We start from the raw sequence: 24,326 nt of genomic DNA on the forward strand, positions 1-24,326 counted from the left end.
GTGGTGGACGGCTCAGAGGTGGTGGGGCGGCTTCTCGTCGAGGAAGCGCTTGAGGTCGGCCGCGGAGTCGCCCTCCGGGCGCTCGCCCCAGCCGCGGTCGATGTCGTCCGAGGACTGCCGGTCCAGCGGGTCGTCGAAGATCAGCGCGGGCTTCGGGGCGCGCGGTTCGGGCTCGGGGGCGGTGCTCATGCCTCAAGAGTACGGCTCCGGCCCCGCCGGGCCGCCCGGGTCACCTGGACCGCCACCGCCCCGCACGTCCTGGCCGTCCGAGCCCTCCGGGCCGCCCTTGTCCCCCGTGGGACGCGGCTCACACGGCGTACAGGCCGTGGGCGGTGAAGACGTCCCTGGCGAAGGCGGTCTGTCCGGCGGTCGGGACGGGCGTGCGGTGAAGGGTGAAAGCGCGGCCGAGCGCCTGCCACTTGGCCTCGCCGAGCTTGTGGAAGGGCAGCACGTCGATGCGGGAGACGTTGCCGAGACCGGCCACGAAGGCGGCGACGCCCTCGATGTTGGCGGGGTCGTCGGTGAGCCCCGGGACGAGCACGAAGCGGACGTGCACCTCCTTGCCGAGGCCGGCCAGGCGGCGGGCGAAGTCGAGGGTCGGCTCCAGGGGGCGGCCGGTGACCTTCCGGTAGGTGGCGCGGTCCCAGGACTTGATGTCGAGCAGGACCAGGTCGGTGTCGCGCAGCAGCGCGTCGGTGGCCCGGGCTCCGAGGTAACCCGAGGTGTCCAGGGCGGTGTGCAGGCCCAGCTCGTGCTTGAAGCGGCTCAGCAGTTCGCCGGTGAAGACCGGCTGGAGCAGCGGTTCTCCCCCGCTCACCGTTGCGCCGCCGCCGGCCGCCGCGATGAACCGCGTGTACTTGCCGGCTTCGGCGACGATCTCGTCGGCCGTGGTGCGCCTGCCGGAGCGCATGCGCCAGGTGTCGGGGTTGTGGCAGTACAGGCAGGTGAGCGGGCAGCCGGACAGGAAGGTCACGAAGCGGGTGCCCGGTCCGTCGACGCCGGTCGACAGGTCCCAGGAGTGCACCGAGCCCACGGCAGGGCGCCGGGTCACCGCGACGGCCGGGGTGGCCGCCGTGGTGGTGGGACGTCGGCCCGGCGGCGGGGCGGGCGGAGGAGGCGTGGTCATCGTCCGCCGGCCTCACAGCGCGCCGTGGAAGGTGCGGTTGATGACGTCGAGCTGCTGCTCGCGCGTCAGCCGGACGAAGTTGACCGCGTAGCCGGAGACCCGGATGGTCAGCTGCGGGTACTTCTCGGGGTGCTCCATCGCGTCCTGGAGGGTCGCCCTGTGGACGACGTTGACGTTCATGTGGAAGCCGCCGCAGGCCATGTAGCCGTCGAGGACGCCGGTGAGGTTGCCGACGCGTTCCTCGGGGGTGCGGTCGAGGGCGTCCGGGGTGATGGTGTTGGTGAGCGAGATGCCGTCCTCCGCGTCGTCGTACGGCAGCTTGGCGACCGAGAGCGCCGAGGCGACGAAGCCGTGCCGGTCCCGCCCGTTGAAGGGGTTGGCGCCCGGAGCGAAGGGCTCTCCCGCGCGGCGGCCGTCCGGGGTGTTGCCGGTCTTCTTGCCGTAGACGACGTTCGAGGTGATCGTCAGAACCGACTGGGTGTGCACGGCGTCTCGGTACGTCGGATGACGGCGGATCTTCGCCATGAACTCCTGGACGATCCGGCGGGCGAGTTCGTCGGCCCGGTCGTCGTTGTTGCCGTACACCGGGTAGTCGCCCTCGACGACGTAGTCGACGGCGAGGCCGGTCTCGTCGCGGACGGCCTTCACGCGCGCGTACTTGATCGCGGAGAGCGAGTCGGCGGCGACGGACAGGCCGGCGATGCCGCACGCCATGGTGCGCAGGACCTTGCGGTCGTGCAGGGCCATCTCCAGGCGCTCGTAGGCGCCGGAGATGTCGTGGCCGTAGGAGAGTGCCATGGCCCTGAGTTCTTCGAGGGCCCGGATCTGCTCACTGGTTTCCTCGCGTTCCTGGATGACGTGTTCAGTCGGCCGTTCGAGAGCGAGGAGGTCCTTGTCGGCGCGCTTGGCGGCGATGAGGCGGTCGACTCCGTAGAGGGCGACGCGCCGGTAGTCGCCGATGATGCGGCCCCGGCCGTAGGCGTCGGGCAGGCCGGTGATGATGCCGGAGGAGCGGCAGGCGCGGATCTCGGGGGTGTAGGCGTCGAAGACCCCGTCGTTGTGGGTCTTGCGGAGCACGGTGCAGATCTCGCGGATTCCGGGGTCGGGCTCGTGGCCGTAGGCCTTGAGGGCGCTCTCCACCATCCGCCAGCCGCCGTTGGGCATGATGGCGCGCTTGAGCGGCGCGTCGGTCTGGAGGCCGACGATCAGGTCGAGGTCGGGATCGACGTAGCCGGGCGCGAAGGCGTCGATGCGGGACGGGGTCCTGACGTCGACGTCGTGGATGCCGCGCTCGCTCTCGGCGGGGAACATCGCGAGGAGCCTGTCGCAGACCCGGGTGGTGCGCTCGGTGGGACCGGCGAGGAAGGAGACGTCGCCCTCGTAGGGGGTGTAGTTGCGCTGGACGAAGTCGCGGACGTCGATGCCGTCGCGCCACGGGCCGTCCCGGAAGCCGGTCCACACGCCCCCGGGCTCCGGGGTTCGGCGCGGCGCCTCTTCCGCAGGCGTCGCAGTGGTGGTTTCCGCAGGCGTGGCAGTCATGACCCGTACCTTCCGCATCGGCCGGTCGCTTCGGATCCATTGCACGCCCCCGGCGCGCGCCTCGGGGACGGCATTGGTCCCCGATCGATGCCCGAAGGTCCCGGTGTGGGCCGTCCGCGCGGGCGCGCACACAGTCTGACCAGGCGGTTCCGCCGGGGCTTTGGACCCTTCTCCGCTTGTGAATCCGCTCACAAGATTTTGGTGCGGTTTTCTGCTGTGCTGGGGAGCATGACGTCGAGTTCCGCTCCGGCGCCCGCCTCCCAGGGCGCGCCCCCGCCTCTCCGGCCGCTGCGCCGTCTCACCGCGCGCGGCCGTGACGAGACCCACCGTGTCTCCTCGCCGCTCGAACTCTTCTTCGACCTGTGTTTCGTGGTGGCCATCGCGCAGGCCGGCGTGGAGCTGGTGCACGCGGTGGCGGAGGGCCACGCGGGCGGGGGTGTACTGAACTACGCGATGCAGTTCTTCGCCATCTGGTGGGCCTGGATGAACTTCACCTGGTTCTCCTCGGCGTACGACAACGACGACGTGCTCTACCGGATCGTCACCCTGGTCCAGATCGCCGGCGTCCTGGTGCTGGCGGCCGGTGTCTCGCAGGCGTTCGCCGACCACGACTACACGGCGGTCTGGCTCGGGTACCTGATCATGCGGCTGGCGATGGCCGCGCAGTGGCTGAGAGCCGCGCGGGGAGCCGAGGGCGCGGAGAGAACCATGGCGCTCCGGTACGCGGGCGGGGTGCTGCTGTGCCTGGTCGGCTGGCTCGGGCTGGTGGTGCTGCCGGAGCACGCGCGTGCCTGGGTGTTCCTGGTGATGGTGATCGCCGAGATGTGCGTGCCGCTGTACGCGGAGAAGGACTACGCCACCTCCTGGCACCCGCACCACATCGCCGAGCGCTACGGGCTGTTCACGATCATCGTGCTCGGCGAGTCGATCGCGGCGGCGACGGTCGCGGTGAAGTCGGCCGTGGCCGAGCACGACGCACTGGCCGAGCTGCTGCCGATCGCGGCGGGCGGTCTGCTGATCGTCTTCTCCGCGTGGTGGATCTACTTCGTCGTGCCGATCCAGGCGCATCTGCGCTCCAACCGGCAGGCGTTCCTGTGGGGCTACGGCCACTACCTGATCTTCGCGTCGACGGCCTCGATCGGCGCGGGGCTGGAGGTGGCGGTCGAGCACGCGGTGGGCCAGGCGCACCTCTCGGCGCCGGCCGCCGCGGCGGCGGTGACGCTGCCGACGGCGCTGTACCTGCTGACCCTGTGGGCGCTGCACTCCCGGCACTTCAAGGTCGGCATCGCCCAGCAGTTGGTGCTGCCGGTCACGGCGCTGCTGATCGTCTGCTGCACCTTCCTGGGCGACTGGGCGGTGCCGGCGGCGGGACTCGTGTCGGCGCTGGCGGTGGCGACCGGGACGACGCTGACGGCGCGCGCCGCGGGTCGCGAGCGCCCGGCGGACACCACCGCGACTGCCCCCTGACCTGCTCGGAACGGGGTTCGGCTGGGCCAGACTGGCCGTCATGACAGTTGACGCATTGACAGACGTGGCCGGGCTGCGGGTGGGACATGCCACCCGCAGCGGCGACGGCTGGCTCACCGGCACCACGGTCGTCCTCGCTCCGGAGGGCGGCGCGGTCGCCGCCGTGGACGTACGCGGCGGCGGTCCGGGCACCAAGGAGACCGACGCGCTGGATCCACGGAATCTGGTGCAGCGGGCGGAGGCGGTCGTGCTCACGGGCGGCAGCGCGTACGGGCTCGACGCGGCGTCCGGGGTGATGGCCTGGCTGGAGGAGCGGGGGCGCGGGGTGCGGGTGGGGCCGGATCCGGCGCATGTCGTGCCGGTGGTGCCGGCCGCCTGCGTCTTCGATCTGGGGCGGGGCGGGGACTTCCGGGCCCGGCCGGACGCGGCCACGGGGCGCGCGGCGGTCGAGGCGGCCGCGGCGAGTGCGCTGGGGGCGCCGGTGCCGGAGGGGTGCGTGGGTGCGGGTACGGGCGCCGTGGCCGGGGGGCTGAAGGGCGGGGTGGGCAGCGCGAGCACCGTGCTGGACTCGGGGATCACGGTGGCCGCGCTGGTGGTGGCCAACGCCGTCGGTGCGGTGACGGATCCCGAGACGGGGGTGCTGTACGGGGAGTTGTTCCGGGGGCGGGTGGAGTACCCGGAGGAGCGGGTGCACGAGGCCGCGCGCCGGCGGCTCGCCGAGGCCGCCTCCAAGAACGGGCCCCCGCCGCTCAACACGACGCTCGCGGTGGTCGCCACCGACGCGGAGCTCACCAAGGCGCAGGCGCAGAAGCTCGCCGGGACGGCGCACGACGGGATCGCCCGCGCCGTGCGGCCGGTGCACCTGCTGCACGACGGGGACACCGTGTTCACGCTGGCGACGGGCGCGCGCCCGCTGGACGCGAACCCCCTCGCGCTCAACGAGATCCTCGCGGCCGGCGCGGACCTGGTGACGCGCGCGATCGTGCGCGCGGTGCGGGCCGCCGAGCCGGTGGACGGGCCGGGCGGAGTGTGGCCGTCGTACGGGGAGCTGTACGGGGCGCGATGAGAGACGCGGGGGCGGGCGTGAAGGGTCGCACGCCCCCGCTGATTGTCCCGGTTCTGTCACGTGACGGCGTTCACGGGGGCCGGAGGGAACCCATGCGGGCGCGCCGCCCTCTTCCTCCACGCACTGGAGCGGATCACGCACATCACAAGAACCTGGAGCAGCCCGTGACAACGCCGGACATTGCAGCGCGGCGCGCGCTGGGGGCCTGTGCCGCCCTGATGGTCGGCGCCCTCACCCTGACCGCCTGCGGCGGCAGCGCCGACGCCAAGACCGACGACGGCAAGGGCGGGCAGGACAGCGCCGCCAGGACGTCCACGGCGAAGATCGCGATCTCGGCGAAGGACGGTTCGACCGGCGCGTCCATCAACACGACGGGCGTGCAGGTCAGCGACGGCAGGCTGACGGACGTGAAGATGACCGTGGCGGGGTCGGGGCAGTCGGTGGACGGCGCGATATCGGCGAACGGCAGCGTCTGGAAGCCGAAGGAGCAGCTGGAGCGCGGCACGAAGTACGAGATATCGGCGACCGCGAAGGACTCGAAGGGGCTCACGGCGGCGGCCAACTCCATCTTCACCACCGTCAGTTCGTCGAACAGCTTCATCGGCACGTACACGCCGGACAACGGGACGACCGTCGGTGTGGGGATGCCGGTGTCGTTCAACTTCGACAAGGCCATCTCCGACAGGAAGGCCGTGCAGTCGCACATCACGGTCACGTCGAGCAGCGGCCAGCAGGTGGTGGGGCACTGGTTCGGGACGCAGCGGCTGGACTTCCGGCCGCAGGAGTACTGGAAGGCCGGCTCCAAGGTCACGATGAAGATCGACCTGGACGGGGTCGAGGGCGCGAACGGCGTCTACGGGGTGCAGAGGAAGACGGTGACGTTCACCGTCGGGCGTTCGCAGGTGTCCACGGTGGACGCCGACACGCAGACCATGACGGTGGTGCGTGACGGCAAGGTCCTCAAGACGGTGCCGGTGTCCACGGGCAGCCCCGAGCACACGACGTACAACGGGCAGATGGTGATCTCCGAGAAGTTCGTCCAGACCCGGATGAACAGCCAGACGGTCGGTCTGGGCGGGGAGTACGACATCCCGGACGTGCCGCACGCGATGCGGCTGACGACGTCGGGGACGTTCATCCACGGCAACTACTGGTACAGCCGGTCCAACCCGCCGTTCGGGCGCGAGGGCACCAGCCACGGCTGTGTGGGGCTCGCGGACGTGCAGGGCGCGCAGGGGGACACCATGGCGAAGTGGTTCTACGACAGCTCCCTCGTCGGGGACGTCGTGATCGTGAAGAACTCCCCCGACAAGACCGTGCAGCCGGACAACGGGCTCAACGGCTGGAACCTGTCGTGGAGCGCGTGGACCGCCGGAAGCGCGGTGTGACCGGCTGGTTTTGACGGATCGTCGGGTCGCGCGGGAACTTTTCGCGCGGCCCGTGCGTTTTCCCGGCGTACGTTTTCTCGGTTCCCGGACATGATGTCCGACCGAGGGGCTACGGTATGCACCCACAAGGTGACATGCAGCAACGCCGGGAGAAACCTTGAGCGTTCCGTACGAGACCACAGCGTACGAACCAGCCGAGTCGCCCGAGTCTCCGGAGGAGCATCTCGCGCGGCTCCTCGGTCGTGCCCTGAACTCCTTCGAACTGCCCGACGAGGCCATAAGGCAGCTGGACTGCGCGCTGGCGCACGACAGTTCCCTGCACTCGGCGCACCACAGCGCGGGGCTGCACCGGGAGACGTACCGGCACACCTGGCTGCTGGCCGACGGCTCGGCGGTCACGATGTGGGAGCTCGTGCACAACACCGCGCCGGGCAGCGACCCGCAGCACGAGGTGTACGTCGACGAGGAGGAGCTGCGGGCCGCGACCGCACGGCTGCCGCTGCCGCCGGACACCCCGGACTTCGAACTGCCGGTGCTGATGACGCTGACGCCGATCCCCGAGCCGCGGCACGTGTACGTGACGGGCGGGAGCTGTCCCTGTGGGAGGTCGAGCACACGGCGACGCCGGACGGTCGGCACATGTGCGAGGTGTACCCGACGGAGGAAGCGGCCAGGGACGCGATGGAGCGGCGGGCGGCGCGAGAAGACTAGCCGGGCGGACCGGTCCGCGCGGGGGCCTCAGCGTCCGCCGAGGCGGCGCACGAGGCCGGCGAAGGCGTCCTGCTCGTCGGGGGTCAGTTCGACGGACTCCCGGGACGGGCCGGCCTGCTGGGGGAAGGCCGGGAGGACGCGTGCGGCGTACCAGGCGGCGGCATCGCGGTGGTTGCGGCGCAGCAGGCGCGTCACGACGATCGCCCAGGCCACGGTCGCCAGGGTGAGCGCGACCGCGCCGATCAGCTGGAAGGTCGAGACGTGCTCAGGCATAGGCCCCAGTACACACCACGATCCGGGACTTTGGTCCCGGATCGTGATGCATCTCGCAGGTGCCGTGAACGGCGCACAGCATGCCAAAGGGGCAGGTGGGCGCCGTGCGGTCAGGCCGCGACCGGCTGCTTGGCCTCCGTCGCGGCGGCGGCCGGGCCGGACGCGGAACCGCCCGCCAGGGCCTGCGGGGCCGGCTTGCGCATGCCCTTCAGGATGACGACCAGGGCCGTGGTGACGCAGACGCCGGCGGCGATGGCGACCAGGTAGAGGAACGGGTTGCCGATCAGCGGGACCACGAAGATGCCGCCGTGCGGGGCGCGCAGGGTGGCGCCGAAGGTCATCGACAGGGCGCCGGTGATGGCGCCGCCCACCATGGCGGAGGGGATGACGCGCAGCGGGTCGGCGGCCGCGAACGGGATCGCGCCCTCGGAGATGAAGGAGGCGCCCAGGACCCAGGCGGCCTTGCCGTTCTCGCGCTCGGTCTCGGTGAAGAGCTTGCCGCGCACGGTGGTGGCCAGGGCCATCGCCAGCGGCGGGACCATGCCGGCCGCCATGACCGCCGCCATGATCTTCATCGCGGAGTCACTGGGGCTGGCGACCGCGATACCGGCGGTGGCGAAGGTGTACGCGACCTTGTTGACGGGGCCGCCGAGGTCGAAGCACATCATCAGGCCCAGCAGGGCGCCGAGCAGGACGGCGTTGGTGCCGGTGAGGCCGTTCAGCCAGTCGGTCATGCCCTTCTGCGCGGAGGCGATGGGCTTGCCGATCACCACGAACATCAGGAAGCCGACGATCGCCGAGGAGATCAGCGGGATCACCACCACCGGCATGATGCCGCGCAGCGCCGCCGGGATGTTGAGCTTCTGGATGCCCAGCACCACCCCGCCCGCGATCAGACCGGCCGCCAGGCCGCCGAGGAAGCCGGCGTTGATGGTGAGGGAGATGGAGCCGCCGACGAAGCCGGGGACCAGGCCGGGCCGGTCGGCCATGCCGTAGGCGATGTAGCCCGCCAGGACGGGGACGAGGAAGGCGAAGGCCACGCCGCCGATCTGGAAGAACAGCGCGCCCCAGCTGTCGCCCTGCGTCCACACGAAGTGGTCCATGACCGACGGCGCCTTGTTGATCTTGTAGCCGCCGATCGCGAAGCCGATGGCGATCAGCAGACCGCCCGCCGCGACGAAGGGAACCATGTAGCTGACTCCGGACATCAGCCACTTGCGGAGCTTGGTGCCGTAGCCCTCGCCCGCGTCACCGGCGCGCTCGACCGGCGTGGACGGCGCGGAGCCGGACGTCACCTCACCGCGGGCCGCCCTCTCGCGGACCTCGCCGATCAGCTCGGCGGGGCGGTTGATGCCCGCCTTCACGCCGACGTCGACGGTCGGCTTACCGGCGAAGCGGTCCTTGTCGCGGACCGGGACGTCGTGCGCGAAGATCACGCCGTCCGCCGCCGCGATGACCTCGGGGTCGAGCCGGGTGAAGCCGGCCGAACCCTGTGTCTCCACGACGAGTTCGACGCCCGCCGCGCGGCCCGCGTTCTCCAGCGACTCGGCCGCCATGTAGGTGTGGGCGATGCCGGTGGGGCAGGAGGTGACGGCGACGATACGGAAGGGACGCCCGCCCGAGTCGGAGCCGGAGTCGGAAGCCGACGCCGGCGCCTTGTCCGAGGCCGCCTTCGCGTCCCCGCCCGTGGCCGTGCCGGCCGCTGCGGTGCCGGCGGAGGCCGCCGCCGGCGCCGCAGCGGTGTTCTGGGAGGCGCCCACGGCGCTCACGGCGTCCTCGGCAGCGCTCGCCGCACCGGACGCGCCAGTCGCGCCGGTCGCGCCGGTCGCGGTAGCGGAGCTCGCGCTCCCGGCGCCCGCAGCCGACTCCGCGCCCGCCGCAGTCGCAGTCGCCGCACCCGCCGCACCCGCCGCCGTCGTCGGCGTCTCGTCGCCTCGGATCAGTGCCGCCGCCGTCCCCGCGTCGCCCGCCGACCGCAGCGCGTCCGTGAACTCGGAGTTCATCAGCTGGCGGGCCAGGGAGGAGAGGATCGTGAGGTGGGCGTCGTCGGCGCCGGCGGGGGCCGCGATCAGGAAGATGAGGTCGGCGGGGCCGTCCGGGGCGCCGAAGTCGACGCCCTCGGCGCTGCGCCCGAAGGCGAGCGTCGGCTCGGTGACGTGGGCGCTGCGGCAGTGCGGGATGCCGATGCCGCCGTCGAGGCCGGTCGGCATCTGGGCCTCGCGGGCGGCCACGTCGGCGAGGAAGCCGTCCAGGTCGGTCACCCGGCCCAGGGCCACCATGCGCTCGGCGAGGGCGCGCGCCGCCGCTTCCTTGGTGTCGGCGGACAGGTCGAGATCGACCAGGTCCGCGGTGATCATGTCGCTCATCGCGGGCTCCTATGCACGCGTATCGCCCGGGGTGTGGGGTGGGCGGGGGTGGGGACGGGGGTGCCGTGGGGGGCGGGGTGGGAGACAGGGCCGGGGAAGCCCCGCCTCCCGGGGACGGCGGGGCGGCTCAGGGTGCCCCGTCGGCCCGTGGGCGCGGTGAGTAAGGAGGTACCTCGCCGCCCCTGGGCCGGTTGCCGACGGCCGGTGCCGGGGAGGAGCGCGGCCGCGCGGGCCGTCGTGTCCGTGGTCCGGGCGTTCATGACACCGGCTCCGTCAGTTCGCGGTCGACGGGGACGAGGTCGGTGACGGTGACCGACGCCGGGTCCAGGTCGGCCGGGGTGGGCATCACGCTGCCGGGCAGCTGGACGGCGGCGGCGCCGTGGGCGACCGCGGAGGCGAGGGCGCCCGGGCCGCTGCCGCCGGCGATGAGGAAACCGGCGAGGGAGGAGTCGCCGGCCCCGACGTTGCTGCGGACGGTGTCCACGCGGGCGCTCGCGAACCAGGCGCCCGCGTCCTCCACCAGGAGCTGGCCGTCGGCGCCCAGGCTGGCGAGCACGGCGCGTGCGCCCATGCCGCGCAACTCCTCGGCCGCCTTCAGCGCGTCGCCCACCGTCGCCAGGGGGCGCCCGACGGCTTCCGCGAGCTCCTCGGCGTTCGGCTTCACCACGTCGGGCCGCTCGCGCAGCGCTTCGAGCAGCGCGCGCCCCGAGGTGTCCAGCGCGATGCGAGCGCCCCCGGCGTGCGCCCGCGCGACGACATCGGCGTACCAGGAGGGCGCGAGCCCGCGCGGCAGGCTGCCGCAGCACGCGATCCAGTCGGCGTCGCGGGACTGCTCGCGGACGGTCTCCAGGAGGAGTTCCTGTTCCGCCGGGGACAGCTCAGGACCCGGCGCGTTGATCTTGGTGAGCACCCCGTCGGACTCCGCGAGCGCGATGTTCGAGCGGGTGTCGCCGGCGACCGGGACCGGCGCGACCTCGATGCCCTGCGCGTCGAGCAGGTCGGCGACGAGCGCCCCCGGCGCACCCCCCAGGGGCAGGACGGCGACCGTGCGCCGGCCGGCGGCGGCGACCGCGCGGGAGACGTTGACGCCCTTGCCGCCGGGGTCCATGCGTTCGCCGGTGGCGCGGATGACCTCGCCGCGCTCCAGGGAGGGCAGCTCGTAGGTGCGGTCGAGGGAGGGGTTCGGGGTGACGGTGAGGATCATGCTCGTACCGCCCGTGACGCCGACGCCGGTGCTCGTGCCCGTGGTGCTCGTGGCGCCCGCAGTGCTCGTGGCGCCCGCAGTGCCCGCAGTGCTCGTGGCGCCCGCAGTGCCCGTGGTGCTCGAAGTGCTCGTGGTGCTCATGCTCGTACTACTTCCGTGCCGCCGCGCTCGATGGCGGCGGCGTCCTCGGGGCTCAGTCCGCTGTCGGTGATCAGCAGGTCCACATCGCTCAGGTCGCCGAAGCGGGCGAAGTGCTCCTCGCCGTGCTTGGCGGAGTCGGCGAGCAGGACCACCCGGCGGGCCGCGGCGACGGCGGCCCGCTTGACCGCGGCCTCGGCGAGGTCGGGGGTGGTGAGGCCGTGGTCGGCGGAGAAGCCGTTGGCGGCGACGAAGAGGACGTCGGCGCGGATCTCGCCGTACGCGCGGAGCGCCCAGGCGTCCACGGCGGCGCGCGTGCGGTTCCGTACGCGCCCTCCGACCAGGTGGAGCTGGATGCCCGGGTGGTCGGCGAGGCGGGCCGCGATGGGGAGGCTGTGGGTGACGACGGTGAGGTCCGCCTCCAGCGGGATGGCCGCGGCGAGGCGGGCGACGGTCGTACCGGCGTCGAGGATCAGGGTGCCCTCGGTGGGCAGTTCCGAGAGGGCGGCCTTGGCGATGCGGTCCTTCTCGTCGGCCGAGGTGGACTCGCGTTCGGCGAGGTCCGGCTCGAAGTCGAGGCGCCCGGCCGGTATGGCACCGCCGTGCACGCGGCGGACGAGGCCGGCGCGGTCGAGGGCCTTCAGGTCGCGGCGGATCGTCTCCTGCGTGACCTGGAACTCCTCGGCGAGCGACACGACGTCCACCCGGCCGCCGTCACGGGCGAGCCGGAGGATCTCCTGCTGCCGCTCCGGTGCGTACATGCCCCTGCGCCTCCGCTTCACGATACGTCCGGCCGAGGTCCGACCGGCGTCCGGCTGATGCCCGACTATGTCTGACTCGTGCCCGAACTTGTGGTTTCTCTGGGAGGCTACGCTCGGATTTCCGGAAAGTAAACAGGTTCGGGCTTCAATCGGACATGTTCGGGCTTCGGTGGCTGTGGCGACGCGTCCGGGCAGGCACGCGAGAGGCCCGGCACCTTCCGGTACCGGGCCTCCCACCAGGCATGCGCGCGGCAGGCTCAGTGGACCAGTTCGCGTTCCGGTTCCGGCGCCGCCGTCGGGTGCGGCTCGTCGTCCGCCCCGCCCTCCAGGTGCTGCGCGGGGCGCTTCGGCAGGGCGGACATCAGCAGGAAGATCACGGCCAGGACGGCGGCCACCCAGAGCAGCGCGTGCTGGAAGGCGTTCACGAAGGCCGGGCCGACCTGCGCCGGGGTCAGACGGTCGTCGATGACGCCGAAGAAGACGACGGAGACCAGGCCTAGGCCGAGCGCGTTGCCCATCTGCTGCACGGTGTTGATCAGGCCGGAGGCGGACCCGGCGTGCTCGCGCGGCACCTCCGACAGCACCGCGTCGGTCAGCGGGGCGACGATCAGGCCCATGCCCGCGCCCATCACGACCAGCGGCAGGGCCATCTGCCAGGAGGCGATGGCGAGGCCGTAGCGGTGCGACTCACCGACGTAGATCAGCACGCCGAGGACCATCAGCAGGGCGCCGGCCTGGAGCACCTTGCGGCCGAAGCGCGGGACCAGCTTCTGCACGGACATGCCGGCCGCGACGGAGACGGCGAGGGAGAAGGGGATGCCGGTGAGGCCGGCGTGGAGCGGGCTCCAGCCCAGGCCGGTCTGCATGTACAGCGTCCAGACCAGGAAGAACACGCCGAGCACGACACCGAAGACGGTCTGCACGGCGATGCCCGCGGCGAAGCTCTTCACCTTGAAGAGGGAGGTCTCGATGAGGGGGGAGCCGTCGCGGGCGGCCTTGCGGCGTTCGTAGGCGACGAGTACGGCGAAGACGACGAGCGCGCCGGCCATCGACAGGTACCCCCACAGCGGCCAGCCCAGCTCACGGCCGCGGGTCAGCGGGTAGAGCAGCATCAGCAGGCCGAGGGTCACCAGGGTCACGCCGACCAGGTCCAGTTTCAGCGTCCTCGGGGCCTTGGATTCGCTGATGTAACGGCGGCCGAGGAGGAGGGCCGCGATGCCGACCGGGAGGTTGATGAGGAAGATCGGGCGCCATTCGAGGCCGAAGAGGTTCCACTCAGTCAGGAGGGCGCCGAGCAGCGGGCCGGAGACCGCGCCCAGGCCGACGATCGCGCCGAACAGGCCGAAGACCTTGCCGCGCTCGTGGGCGGGGAAGGTGGCGTGCACGATCGAGAGGACCTGCGGAACCATCATCGCGGCCATGGCGCCCTGGAGGATGCGGGAGGCGACGAGCATCTCCGGGTTCGCGGCGAAGCCGCACAGGGCGGAGGCGACGGTGAAGCCGGCGACACCGAGGAGGAACAGTCGTTTACGGCCGTGAATGTCACCGAGGCGGCCGCCGGTGATCAGGCCGGCCGCGAAGGCCAGCGCGTAGCCGGCGGTTATCCACTGGATCTGGCTGAAGGAGGCGCCCGCGTCCCGTTGGATGGAGGGGATCGCGATGTTGACGATGGTGACGTCGACGAGGTCCATGAAGGCGGCGGTCATGACGATGGCCAGGGCCAGCCAGCGGTGCGGCGCCCCTGGAGAGGCCGACGTTCCGGGCGCCGTCGGGGTGCGCGTGGCCGATCGGGTTCCGGTGCGTCGTTGTTGGTCGCGCAGTTCCCCGCGCCCCTGGGAGGCGCTCATCTCGCTGGAGGTCATGCCATCAGCCTAAGAGGGCTTTAGGCCAGATCCGGTCCTAGTCGTACGCCATCCTCGACGCATGACGACGGACACTCCGGCACGGCTCCTCCAGTTGCTGTCTCTTCTCCAGACGCCCCGCGAGTGGCCCGGCGGCGAACTCGCCGACCGGCTCGGGGTGTCACGGCGTACGGTGCGGCGGGACATCGACCGGCTGCGGGAGCTGGGGTACCCCGTGGAGGCCAGCAAGGGTTCCGACGGCGGGTACCGGCTGGTCGCGGGGAAGGCGATGCCGCCGCTGCTCCTCGACGACGAGGAGGCCGTGGCCATCGCGGTCGGGCTGCGCGCCGGGGCCGGGCACGCGGTGGAGGGGGTGGACGAGGCGTCGGTGCGGGCGCTGGCGAAGCTGGAGCAGGTGCTGCCGACCCGGCTGCGGCACCGGGTGACCACTCTCCAGGCCGCGACCACGGCGCTGACCAGCGGAGACGGGGCGAGTATCGCGCCGGAGACACTGACCGTGATGGCGTCGGCGGTGGCGGGGCGGGAGCGGCTGCGGTTCGCCTACCGCGCGGCGGACGGGAGCGAGACGCGGCGGCAGGCCGAGCCGTACCGGCTGGTGTCGACCGGGCGGCGGTGGTACCTCGTGGCGTACGACCTCGGCCGCGACGACTGGCGGACGTTCCGGGTCGACCGGGTGAGCGAGCCGTTCGCGACCGGGGCACGGTTCGCTCCGCGGGAGCTGCCGACGGGGAGCGCCGCGGAGTACCTGCGGCGCTCCATCGGCCGCCAGCAGGAGTCGTACGAGTTCGTGGTCGCGTTCGCCGGGTCGGCGCGGGAGGTGGGGGCCCGGCTGCCGGGGTGGCTGGGGACACCGGTGGACGAGGGTGGCGAGGGCGGCGAGGGCGACGAAGGGCGCGAAGGGGGCGAGGGTGACAAAGGTTGGTGCGTGGTGCGCGGCACCAGCGGGGATCCGCTGGAGTGGCTGGCGGTACGGCTGTTGATGGCGGGCCGCGAGTTCGTGGTGCGGGAGCCGGAGGAACTCGCTTCATGTGCAAGGGAGTTGGGGGAACGCCTGGTGCGGGGCGGTGGGGGCGGAGGCGGGGAGGCCTGAGTGGATGCGGGGGCGCCTGAGTGGATGCGGGTGGGGGCGCGGGCGGGGGCGCGGGCGGGGAGGCCTGAGTGGATGCGGGTGGGGGCGCGGGCGGGGGCGCGGGCGGGGAGGCCTGAGTGGATGCGGGTGGGGGCGCGGGCGGCTAGCCGGACTGTCGGCCCGCCGCCACTGTCCCCGCCCCCGTCCCCGTCTCCGTCCCTCTCCCTGTCCCCGTCTCCGTTCCTGCCCCTCTCCCTGCCCCCGTCTCCCACTCGAACCCTCGCAGCGCCGCCAGGTTCCGCAGTGCCAGTGCGCTCGGGCCCTCCTCCCCCTCCGCGGACGCCGTGCCGGCCGCCCAGGACTCGACCGCGACCCGGACCGCCGCGCTGGCCACCGCCGAGGCGAAGCGGAGGCTCGGGGTGGGGGAAACGTTGTCCGGGGACGTGCGCTCCGCCAGGATCGAGGTGAGGAGGTCCTCCGAGGACTGGCACACCTCCGCCCACACCTTGCGCAGGGCCGGGCTCGAACCGGCGAGTTCGATGAGGGTGCGGACCCACTCCCAGGAGGCCGCAGAGACGCCCACGCCGGGTGTGAGGGTGTGGTGGACCGCGTGTTCCAGGGCCTCGGGGACGGAGAGGGCGGCCGGGGCCGCGCGGACCGCCTCCGCCCAGCGGCGGGCGCCCGCCGCGTAGAGCGGGGCGACCGCCTCCTCCTTCGTGGCGAAGTAGCGGTAGAACGTGCGCGGTGCGACGCCCGCGGCCTGCGCGATGTCCTCGGCCCGGGTGGCCCGCAGGCCCTTCCGTACGAAAAGACCCGCGGCCGCGCGGGCGATCTCCACGCGGGTCTCCGCCTTGCGTCGCTCCGTGAGGGAGAGGGGGGCGGGGTCCGGCGCAGGGAAGTCGCCGGTGGTGCTGGGGGTGCTCACCTCGGCAGGCTATGTCGCTGTGGCAGAATCTGCCATCCGGTGGTTCACCCCGTGGTTCAGGTACGGGGTGGGCCGCCGCTCAGCATGCCGGGACAGCGGGCGGCAGGGCAGAACTCCGGCCCCGGACACCGAACCCGGACACCGAACTCGAAACACCGGCCCCTGACGGCGAGCCCGAGAACGGCGGCGAGGTGGAACCGGGCCCCGGCGCCCGGGGGGGATGGGCGCCGAAGCCCGGCTCTGCGGAGGTCCCGGCGCCGGGGGGATCGGTGCGTCGGGACATGGCTCACTGGGGGTGAGAGGCCGTCAAGGTCGTCGTCGTCCGGCGGAGCGCGTCCACCGCACGACCGCTGCCAAGGGCCTCAACGCCGGGGCCCTGACTGGTTGTTCCCTACACGTGGCGCCTTGAAGCGACGGTACCGCGCCATGTTCGCGCCGTCTTCCGCCACCGGGCGCACGCGCCGGGTGAACGGTGGAACCTCGCGCGCTCCCCGGCGCACGGGCCCCGCTCGCCCTACGCTCCGCACACACCACCCGCGCCCCCCTGCCAGCCCATACAGCTCTTGCGTCTCTACGGCTCTTTGGCTCTACGGCTCTACGGCTCTACGGCTCTACGACCCGACGCTCACGCCGCCGGTTCGAACCCGGTGTCGCGGGCCAGCTTCTTCAGCTCCAGCAGCGCGTGCTTCTCGATCTGGCGGATCCGCTCACGGGTCAGGCCGTGCTCCTTGCCGACCTCGGTCAGCGTGCGCTCGCGGCCGTCCTCGATGCCGTACCGCATCTTGATGATGGAGGCCGTGCGCTGGTCCAGGCGGCCGATGAGGTCGTCCAGTTCCTCGCTGCGCAGCAGGGTCAGGACGGACTGCTCGGGGCTGACCGCCGACGTGTCCTCCAGGAGGTCGCCGAACTGGGTGTCGCCGTCGTCGTCCACCGACATGTTCAGCGAGACCGGGTCACGGGCCCAGTCGAGCACGTCGGTGACGCGCTCCGGCGTGGAGCCGAGCTCGGCGGCGATCTCGGCGGGCTCCGGGTCGCGGCCGTGCTCCCGGTTGAACTCGCGCTGGACGCGGCGGATACGGCCCAGCTCCTCCACCAGGTGGACGGGGAGCCGGATGGTCCGGGACTGGTCCGCGATGGAGCGGGTGATCGCCTGACGGATCCACCAGGTGGCGTACGTGGAGAACTTGAAGCCCTTGCGGTAGTCGAACTTCTCGACGGCGCGCACCAGGCCGGCGTTGCCCTCCTGGATCAGGTCCAGCAGGGGCAGGCCGCTGCGCGGGTAGCGCCGGGCGACTGCCACGACCAGGCGGAGGTTGGAGCGGATGAAGACGTCCTTCGCCCGCTCGCCGGCGGCGACGAGCGCCTCCAGCTCCTCACGGGAGGCGTCCGACACGGACTCCTCCTCGCCGTCGAGGACCTGCCGCGCGAACACACCCGCCTCTATGGTCTGGGACAGCTCGACTTCCTTGGCGGCGTCGAGCAGCGGTGTGCGCGCGATCTCGTCGAGGTACATGCCGACCAGGTCGCGGTCGGCGATCTCGCCGGCGTGGCTGCGAACGGCACGGGCGCGGACACTGCTTGCCGAGTCGGCCGCCTCGCCAGTGGCGGTCTTACGACGGGCGACGGCACGGGTTGCCATGCGTGCTCCCTTGCGATGGTGGGCGGGCGGGTTGGTCCTGTCGGGTCCTTCGGTTCTTCAGCGAATGCCGTTCACTCGACTCGACACGCTCCGGAACCCCATTCCTGGAACTCCTGGGACTCTCGCCGAGTGCCCTGCATCCGATGGAAACAACGACTGGAATCCGGACAGAATTCCCATGGCGCCCCCCGATTTTTCTGATCATGCAGTACCCTGTGCGGCCACCAGAGGAGGCGGGATGTCGTCCGAACGTACAGAGGTGCAGGTCAGGCCGGGAGTCGAGGAGGATCTCGAAGCTCTCACGGACCTCTACAACCACTACGTACGTGAGACGCCCATCACGTTCGACACGATGGTCTTCACGCCGGAAGAGCGTCGTCCTTGGCTGCTCTCCCACCCGGAAGACGGCCCGTACCGCCTGATGGTTGCCACGGACGGGGACTCACAGGAGATTCTCGGGTACGCCACATCCAGCCCCTACCGAGCGAAACCGGCCTACGGGACCTCGGTGGAGACCACGGTCTACGTCGCCCCGCGGGCCGGCGGGCGCGGGATCGGCACGCTGCTCTACACGGCCCTGTTCGAGGCGCTCGGGGGCGAGGACCTGCACCGCGCCTACGCGGGCGTCGCGCAGCCGAACGAGGCGTCCACCCGGCTGCACGAGCGCTTCGGTTTCCGGTACGTCGGCACGTACCGCGAGGTGGGCCGCAAGTTCGGCCGCTACTGGGACGTGGCCTGGTACGAGAAGGACCTGTAGACCACGCCTCACCACACCCGGCCGTCAGCCGACCCGCACCCTCAGCCGAACTGCACCGACCGCTTCGCCATCCCCATCCAGAACCCGTCGATCACCGACTTCTGCGCGTCCAGCTCGCCGCCCGCCTCGGCCGCGCCCATGGTGACGAAGAGCGGCGCGAAGTGCTCGGTGCGCGGGTGGGCGTAGCGGCCGGCCGGGGCCTTGTCGAGGAAGTCGAGGAGGGCGTCCCAGTCGCGGTTCTCCAGCGCCCGGTGCCCCCAGTCGTCGAACTCCGAGGACCAGGTCGGCACACCCTTGCCGACGTGGCGCAGGGCGGCGAGGTTGTGGGTGAAGAAGCCGGAGCCGACGATCAGCACGCCCTCGTCGCGCAGCGGGGCGAGCCGGCGGCCGATCTCCATCAGGCGGACCGGGTCGAGGGTGGGCATGGAGATCTGGAGGACGGGGATGTCCGCGGCCGGGAACATCTCCACCAGGGGCACGTAGGCGCCGTGGTCGAGGCCGCGGTCCGGGATGTCCTGCACGGGGGTGCCGGGGGCGCGCAGCAGCTTGCGCACGGACTCGGCGAGCTCGGGCGCGCCGGGGGCCTCGTACCGGACCCTGTAGTAGTGCTCGGGGAAGCCCCAGAAGTCGTAGACGAGGGGGACGGGCTGGACGGCACCGAGAGCGAGGGGGGCCTCCTCCCAGTGCGCGGAGACCATCAGGATCGCCTTGGGGCGGGGCAGGTCCGCGCTCCAGGCGGCCAGTTCTCCGGGCCAGACGGCGTCGTCGGCGAGCGGCGGCGCGCCGTGGCTCAGATAGAGGGCGGGCATACGCTCCGCGGACATGCGTTCCTGGGCTGCGGCGGACATGACGGCGGCTCCCTCCGAGTACGAAGCTGTCGATGAAGTGAAGTGAACTGAGGTGAAGTGAGGTGAAGCAAAGCAAAGCGAAGTGAGAGCAATGTTTTAACTCTCAAGCTTTCAGGTCAACACCTTACGCCCTACTTGTTTAATCTTCAAGGAGAGGCCTCGTACAGTGGGACACATGACTACGGCACCCACATCCGCCACCGCGCAGCAGCAGCAGCAGCCACGGCAGCAGGGTCACCAGGCGCACCAGGACCGCTGGCTCACCGCCGACGAACAGCGCGTCTGGCGCTCGTACCTGCATGCCACGACGCTGCTGGAGGACCACCTGGACCGTCAGCTCCAGCGGGACGCGGGGATGCCGCACATCTACTACGGCCTGCTCGTCGGCCTCGCCGAGGCCCCCGGGCGGCGGCTGCGGATGACCGAGCTGGCGATGCGGGCGAAGATCACCCGGTCCCGGCTCTCGCATGCGATCGCCCGCCTGGAGAAGAGCGGCTGGGTGCGCCGGGAGGACTGCCCCTCCGACAAGCGGGGCCAGTTCGCCGTACTGACCGACGAGGGCGCCGAGGTGCTCCAGCGCACCGCGCCGGGCCACGTGGCCGCCGTACGGCAGGCGCTGTTCGAGCGGCTGACCCCGGAACAGCAGCGGACCCTCGGCGAGATCATGGAGATCGTCGCCGAGGGTCTGCAGCCGAGCGACGCGGGCGCGGACCTGCCCTGGCTCCGCTGAGAAGCCGGGAACAGGTCCGCCTGCGGGTACCCCTGCGGTCGGCCGACCGGTCGCCGCCGGTCGCTCAGAGGCTCAGTGGGCGACCACCGGGATCGCCACCTCGTCCTCCGCGCCCTCGCCGGAGGCCACCGGGGTGGAGCCCGGCGTACCGGCGTTGACGAGGGCCAGGACGATCACCGAGGCCAGCACCAGCATGCCGACGGCGAACCAGATGGCGCTGGTGTAGCCGTGCACCGCGCCCTGCATCTGCACCAGCTGCTGCTGCGACGTGGAGCTCGCGGTCGCGATGTGGTCCTTGATGTACGACGTCGTCGCGGACGCGGCGATCGTGTTCAGCAGCGCGGTGCCGATCGCGCCGCCGACCTGCTGCGAGGTGTTGACCATCGCGGAGGCGACACCGGCGTCCCGGGGCTCGACGCCGAGCGTGGCGAGCGACATGGCCGGCATGAACGCCGTACCCATGCCGAGGCCGAGCAGCACCATCGCGGGCAGGATCGTCGAGGCGTACGACGAGCCGGTCTCCAGCTGGGTCATCAGCAGCATGCCCACGGCGGCGACCAGGAAGCCCGGGCCCATCAGCAGCCGGGCCGGGACCCGGGTCATCAGACGGGTGCCGATCTGGGTGGAGCCGACCATCATGCCCGCGACCATCGGCAGGAAGGCGAAGCCGGTCTGGATCGGCGAGAAGCCCTTGATGACCTGGAGGTAGTAGGTCAGGAAGAGGAAGGTGCCGAACATCGCGATGATCGCGATACCGAGCGAGAGGTAGATACCGCCACGGTTGCGGTCGGTGACCACGCGCAGCGGCAGCAGCGGCGCCTTGACCCGGGTCTCGGTGACGACGAACGCGATCAGCAGCACCGCGGAGGCCACGAACAGGCCGATGGTGGTGGCGTCGCCCCAGCCGTCGGACTCGGCGCGGGTGAAACCGTAGACCAGCGAGACCAGGCCGAGGGTGGACAGCAGTACGCCGGGGATGTCGAGCGGGTTGCGGTTGCGGCCGCCCTCCGGCTCACGGATGACGAAGTACGCGCCGAGCGCGGCGACGATGGCGAACGGGATGTTCACGAAGAACGTCCAGCGCCAGTCCAGGTACTCGGTGAGCACACCGCCGAGGATGAAGCCGACGGCGCCGCCGCCACCGGCGATCGCGCCGTAGATACCGAACGCCTTGGCACGCTCCTTGGCGTCCGTGAACATCACGGCGAGCAGGGAGAGCGCGGCCGGGGCGAGCATGGCGCCGAAGACGCCCTGGAGGGCGCGGGCGCCGAACATCATCGCGCCGCTGGTCGCCGCACCGCCGAGCGCGGAGGCGGCGGCGAAGCCGGCCAGGCCTATGACGAAGGCCCGCTTGCGGCCCCACAGGTCGGCGATACGGCCGCCGAAGAGCAGCAGGCCGCCGAAGGCGAGGGCGTAGGCCGTGACGACCCACTGCCGGTTGCCGTCGGAGATGCCCAGGTCGGTCTGGGCGGAGGGCAGCGCGATGTTCACGATGGTGGCGTCGAGGACGACCATCAGCTGGGCGAGCGCGATGAAGACGAGCGCTTTCCAGCGGTTGGCGTCACCGGACGATGCCGGTGCGCCGGGAGCCTTGGCGGCTGTTTCTGACATGGGGGTACCCACTTCGTGACTTCGTGACTTCATGACTTCGTGACGGAAAAAGCGATGCGTGTGGTGGTGCGTGTGGTGGTGCGTCAGGTCAGGGACCGGCGGACGGCCCCGGACTCATCGCGGTCCGGACCGCCGACCGGTGATGCCGATGACTCCTTGGCGCCGTCGGTTCCATCGGTTCCATCGGCGCCGTCGGTGGCGTCGGCGCCGTCGGTGGCGTCGGCGCCGTCGGTGGCGTTGATACGCGGGTGGGTCAGGCCTGGCGGAGGTCCTCCATGGTCACGGCCGTGCCCGGCAGGACGGACGGGGCGGGGGCCCGCAGCCCGTCCAGGAACAGCTGCAGATGACGGTGGACGAAGCGGTCGTTGATCAGGCAGCCGGTGCCGGCCGGGGGCCGGCTGAGCTGGGCCACGGCGATCATCACATCGCCGACGCCCACGTCCGGACGGAGCCGTCCGGACGCCTTGGCGCGGTCCATGAGCTGCCCGATGAGCTGCTCGCACCGCTCGCGCGCCGCTTCCAGGTCGGGATGGTTCTTGTCGAAGGTGCCGGCGACCATCGGGCACAGCGCGCTGATCCGCTCGTCGGCGGTGGCGTGCACGAATCTCTCCAGCGCCTCGAAGGCGTCCCCGGTCTCCGCGAGGGCCTGCTCGGCCGCCTCGGACGTCCGGTCCATGACGGAGCAGACGACCTCGCGGACGAGCGCGTCGCGGTCGGGGAAGTTGCGGTACACCGTGGCGTTGCCGACGCCGGCCCGGCGGGCGATCTCGTCGAGCGGCACGTCGGGGCCGTACTCGGTGAACATCTCCCGGGCGGCGGTGACGATCCGCTCCCTGTTGCGCAGGGCGTCGGCGCGGGGCCGGGGTGCCTTGCGCACGGCTGGGGTCGCGGTCGCGGTGTGCACGGTGCGCTCCTGGTTGGTCGGGTGACGGTCTGCTGGATGGCTTCCGCGATCCGGGGACCAGGTCCCCGTTTCGCTCGGACACAGGTCCAAACGGGGATCCGGTCCCCGGTTATTTCCGCGACTTCCATCAATTCGATGTGACCTGAGCCACACCTGCCTGTCCGGCGCATCCCACGATCGGCCCCTCCAGCGCGCGCCCGCCGCCCCCTCGACACAGGGTGATCGAGAGGGTGCAGCCGGAGACCGGCGGCTGCCGTGGAGCGAAAGGTCCATGCATGCAGCCGCAGCCCAGCCGCCGTATATGCCTGCCCGGCCACCGCACGGACCGCCCCGGCCGTGGTCCGTGGCCGCGGAGCCGACGCATACGCGGGCGGGCGGCGCGCGGACCCGCGACCGCCCGGCGCCGGGCGGTCTCCCTGGCCGCGGTGACCGTGCTGACCCTCGCGGTCGGCACCTCGGCGGGCACCGGACGCCTCGCGACGGCGCCCACCCCGGCCGGCGCCGGCCCGATCGCACTGGCCCGCACCTCCGCCCTCGGCCCCTGCATGATCAGCGGCGGCCACGAGGTCCAGATGACCGAGGGCGTCCCCACGCCCGGCGGCTACGCCCGCTCCACCGGCACCGTGCACGCCCTGACCCTGATGGTCGACTTCCCCGACGCGCCCGGCCAGGGCAGCGCGCTCGACCGCTACCACGAGTTCTTCCCGCAGACCCAGGACTGGTTCCGCACCGCCTCCTACGGCAAGCTCGACTACGAGCCCGCGGCCCCCATCGACCACTGGCTGCGGATGCCCAAGCCGTTCCGGGCGTACGGGATAGAGCGCGGCGCGCCCTTCGACCCCGGCTACCGGCAGCTGGTCCAGGACCTGGTGGCCGCCGCCGACCCCGACGTGGACTTCCGGTCGTACGACCTGCTGAACGTACTGGTCACCCCGAACGCCGGCCCCTCCGCGCTCGACACGGTCCTGTCGGTGACCTTCGCCGGCAACACCGACGCCCCGGTCGCCGACGGGGTCCCGGTCGCCAACGCGTCCTTCGTCTACTCCCGCCAGGACGACGGCTCCGGCTCCTACGCCAGCACCGGCTACCGGGTGCTCCCGCACGAGAACGGCCATGTCTTCGGCCTGCCCGACCTCTACACCCAGGAGGGCGGCGGCGCGGTCGGGCACTGGGACATCATGAGCGAGGACTGGGGCGCCGACAACGACCTCCTCGGCTGGCACAAGTGGAAGCTGGGCTGGCTCGACGCCGACCAGGTCAGCTGTGCGGCGGCGCACGGCGGCACCGAGTACACGCTCACCCCGCTCTCCGTTCCCGGCGGCCGCAAGATGGTCTTCGTCCCGGTCGACGCCCGCACCGGCTACGCCCTGGAGGTGCGGGCCAAGGGCGGCAACGACGAGGAGGTCTGCCGGCCCGGCGTCCTCATCTACAAGGTCGACGCGAACGTCGACACCGGCCGCGGACCGATCAAGGTGTACGACGCCCACCGCGACTCCGGCGGCTGCACCCGCAGCCCCAACGTCCAGGCGGAACTCTCCGACGCCCCGTTCGGCCAGGGCGAGAGCTTCAAGGACCCGCGCAACGGGATCGAGGTACAGGTGACGGAGGCGAACGGAGACGGGAGCTACCGGGTACGGGTGACGCGGAGGTAGGCGAGGGAGAGCGGCCGACGGCCGGAACCACTCCCCGGGAATCCGACCATCAGGACCACGCCCCGGGGAGCCGACCGTCAGAACCCTTCCCCGGGGAGCCGGCCGTCAGAACCACACCCCCGGGAATCCGGCCGTCAGGACCGCGTCCCAACGCCCCGGGGAGTCGGCCCGGGAGGGCGGCCCCGGGGGTACTCGGCCCGGCCGGGGTTTACGGTGGGCGTGCCCTGATCGTCGTAGCGCGGACGCGGAAACCGCCGTGGAGCAGACGCGGAAGCCTCCGTGCCGGAGAG

The 24,326-nt window shown here is 71.9% G+C and carries 20 protein-coding genes and 1 pseudogene; 8 read left to right on the forward strand and 13 right to left on the reverse strand.

Annotation, left to right across the window (positions count from 1 at the left end; translation table 11 throughout):
• Positions 1-12: 12 nt before the first annotated feature.
• The 3 genes from ACZ619_RS20255 to ACZ619_RS20265 form a co-directional block, all read right to left on the reverse strand.
• Positions 13-189, reverse strand: coding sequence for a hypothetical protein (locus ACZ619_RS20255; RefSeq protein WP_469600503.1), 177 nt, complete (start codon positions 187-189; stop codon positions 13-15).
• Positions 190-307: 118 nt separating this feature from the next.
• Positions 308-1,126 (reverse strand): pyruvate formate-lyase-activating protein, encoded by an 819-nt coding sequence (gene pflA, locus ACZ619_RS20260; RefSeq protein ID WP_469600505.1) that lies wholly within the window; start codon positions 1,124-1,126, stop codon positions 308-310.
• 12 nt (positions 1,127-1,138) lie between these two features.
• Positions 1,139-2,665: a pyruvate formate lyase family protein gene (locus ACZ619_RS20265; RefSeq protein ID WP_469600507.1), complete on the reverse strand. Its 1,527-nt coding sequence runs from the start codon at positions 2,663-2,665 to the stop codon at positions 1,139-1,141.
• 228 nt (positions 2,666-2,893) lie between these two features.
• Between ACZ619_RS20265 and ACZ619_RS20270 the strand changes: the two genes are divergently transcribed.
• The 4 genes and pseudogenes from ACZ619_RS20270 to ACZ619_RS20285 all read left to right on the forward strand — a co-directional run bounded on the left by ACZ619_RS20270 (position 2,894) and on the right by ACZ619_RS20285 (position 7,297).
• Positions 2,894-4,132 (forward strand): low temperature requirement protein A, encoded by a 1,239-nt coding sequence (locus tag ACZ619_RS20270; protein ID WP_469600510.1) that lies wholly within the window; start codon positions 2,894-2,896, stop codon positions 4,130-4,132.
• Positions 4,133-4,172: 40 nt separating this feature from the next.
• Positions 4,173-5,198: a P1 family peptidase gene (locus ACZ619_RS20275; protein ID WP_469600512.1), complete on the forward strand. Its 1,026-nt coding sequence runs from the start codon at positions 4,173-4,175 to the stop codon at positions 5,196-5,198.
• 164 nt (positions 5,199-5,362) lie between these two features.
• Complete coding sequence (locus tag ACZ619_RS20280; RefSeq protein ID WP_469600514.1) at positions 5,363-6,586, forward strand: L,D-transpeptidase; 1,224 nt, start codon at positions 5,363-5,365, stop codon at positions 6,584-6,586.
• Positions 6,587-6,743: 157 nt separating this feature from the next.
• Positions 6,744-7,297: pseudogene (locus ACZ619_RS20285) on the forward strand (DUF6227 family protein).
• 27 nt (positions 7,298-7,324) lie between these two features.
• Here the strand turns inward: ACZ619_RS20285 and ACZ619_RS20290 are convergent.
• From ACZ619_RS20290 to ACZ619_RS20310, 5 genes are all read right to left on the reverse strand, one after another.
• Entirely contained in the window at positions 7,325-7,570 is a 246-nt protein-coding gene (locus ACZ619_RS20290; RefSeq protein WP_469600517.1) for a hypothetical protein, read from the reverse strand.
• Positions 7,571-7,680: 110 nt separating this feature from the next.
• Complete coding sequence (locus ACZ619_RS20295; RefSeq protein ID WP_469600519.1) at positions 7,681-9,936, reverse strand: PTS fructose transporter subunit IIABC; 2,256 nt, start codon at positions 9,934-9,936, stop codon at positions 7,681-7,683.
• Between the two features lie 256 nt (positions 9,937-10,192).
• Positions 10,193-11,140 carry a 1-phosphofructokinase gene (gene pfkB, locus ACZ619_RS20300; protein ID WP_469600643.1) on the reverse strand — a complete coding sequence of 316 codons (948 nt, stop codon included), beginning with the start codon at positions 11,138-11,140 and terminating at the stop codon, positions 10,193-10,195.
• A gap of 137 nt (positions 11,141-11,277) precedes the next feature.
• A complete protein-coding gene (locus tag ACZ619_RS20305; RefSeq protein ID WP_469600523.1) occupies positions 11,278-12,039 on the reverse strand; it encodes a DeoR/GlpR family DNA-binding transcription regulator in 762 nt (253 codons plus the stop codon).
• Between the two features lie 257 nt (positions 12,040-12,296).
• Positions 12,297-13,745: an MFS transporter gene (locus ACZ619_RS20310; protein WP_469600647.1), complete on the reverse strand. Its 1,449-nt coding sequence runs from the start codon at positions 13,743-13,745 to the stop codon at positions 12,297-12,299.
• A gap of 217 nt (positions 13,746-13,962) precedes the next feature.
• Between ACZ619_RS20310 and ACZ619_RS20315 the strand changes: the two genes are divergently transcribed.
• Positions 13,963-14,991 (forward strand): helix-turn-helix transcriptional regulator, encoded by a 1,029-nt coding sequence (locus ACZ619_RS20315; protein ID WP_469600525.1) that lies wholly within the window; start codon positions 13,963-13,965, stop codon positions 14,989-14,991.
• A gap of 142 nt (positions 14,992-15,133) precedes the next feature.
• Here the strand turns inward: ACZ619_RS20315 and ACZ619_RS20320 are convergent, their stop codons facing one another.
• Both ACZ619_RS20320 and ACZ619_RS20325 read right to left on the reverse strand, forming a co-directional pair.
• On the reverse strand, positions 15,134-15,895 hold the full coding sequence (locus tag ACZ619_RS20320) for a TetR/AcrR family transcriptional regulator (RefSeq protein WP_469600528.1): 762 nt from the start codon (positions 15,893-15,895) through the stop codon (positions 15,134-15,136).
• Between the two features lie 625 nt (positions 15,896-16,520).
• Positions 16,521-17,534: a sigma-70 family RNA polymerase sigma factor gene (locus tag ACZ619_RS20325; protein ID WP_469600531.1), complete on the reverse strand. Its 1,014-nt coding sequence runs from the start codon at positions 17,532-17,534 to the stop codon at positions 16,521-16,523.
• 238 nt (positions 17,535-17,772) lie between these two features.
• Between ACZ619_RS20325 and ACZ619_RS20330 the strand changes: the two genes are divergently transcribed.
• Positions 17,773-18,291, forward strand: coding sequence for a GNAT family N-acetyltransferase (locus ACZ619_RS20330; protein ID WP_469600534.1), 519 nt, complete (start codon positions 17,773-17,775; stop codon positions 18,289-18,291).
• Between the two features lie 41 nt (positions 18,292-18,332).
• Here the strand turns inward: ACZ619_RS20330 and ACZ619_RS20335 are convergent, their stop codons facing one another.
• On the reverse strand, positions 18,333-19,139 hold the full coding sequence (locus ACZ619_RS20335) for a dioxygenase family protein (protein ID WP_469600536.1): 807 nt from the start codon (positions 19,137-19,139) through the stop codon (positions 18,333-18,335).
• Positions 19,140-19,314: 175 nt separating this feature from the next.
• On the opposite strand from ACZ619_RS20335, the gene ACZ619_RS20340 reads away from it, so the two are divergent.
• Positions 19,315-19,869, forward strand: a complete 555-nt coding sequence (locus ACZ619_RS20340; RefSeq protein WP_469600538.1) for a MarR family winged helix-turn-helix transcriptional regulator — start codon at positions 19,315-19,317, stop codon at positions 19,867-19,869.
• Between the two features lie 72 nt (positions 19,870-19,941).
• On the opposite strand, the gene ACZ619_RS20345 is transcribed toward ACZ619_RS20340, so the two are convergent.
• A complete protein-coding gene (locus ACZ619_RS20345; protein WP_469600540.1) occupies positions 19,942-21,480 on the reverse strand; it encodes an MFS transporter in 1,539 nt (512 codons plus the stop codon).
• 253 nt (positions 21,481-21,733) lie between these two features.
• Positions 21,734-22,384, reverse strand: a complete 651-nt coding sequence (locus ACZ619_RS20350) for a TetR/AcrR family transcriptional regulator (RefSeq protein WP_469600543.1) — start codon at positions 22,382-22,384, stop codon at positions 21,734-21,736.
• Between the two features lie 275 nt (positions 22,385-22,659).
• Between ACZ619_RS20350 and ACZ619_RS20355 the strand changes: the two genes are divergently transcribed.
• Complete coding sequence (locus tag ACZ619_RS20355) at positions 22,660-24,036, forward strand: M6 family metalloprotease domain-containing protein (RefSeq protein WP_469600545.1); 1,377 nt, start codon at positions 22,660-22,662, stop codon at positions 24,034-24,036.
• Positions 24,037-24,326 lie beyond the last annotated feature (290 nt).

It is taken from the genome of Streptomyces sp. NPDC104367, assembly GCF_055583825.1.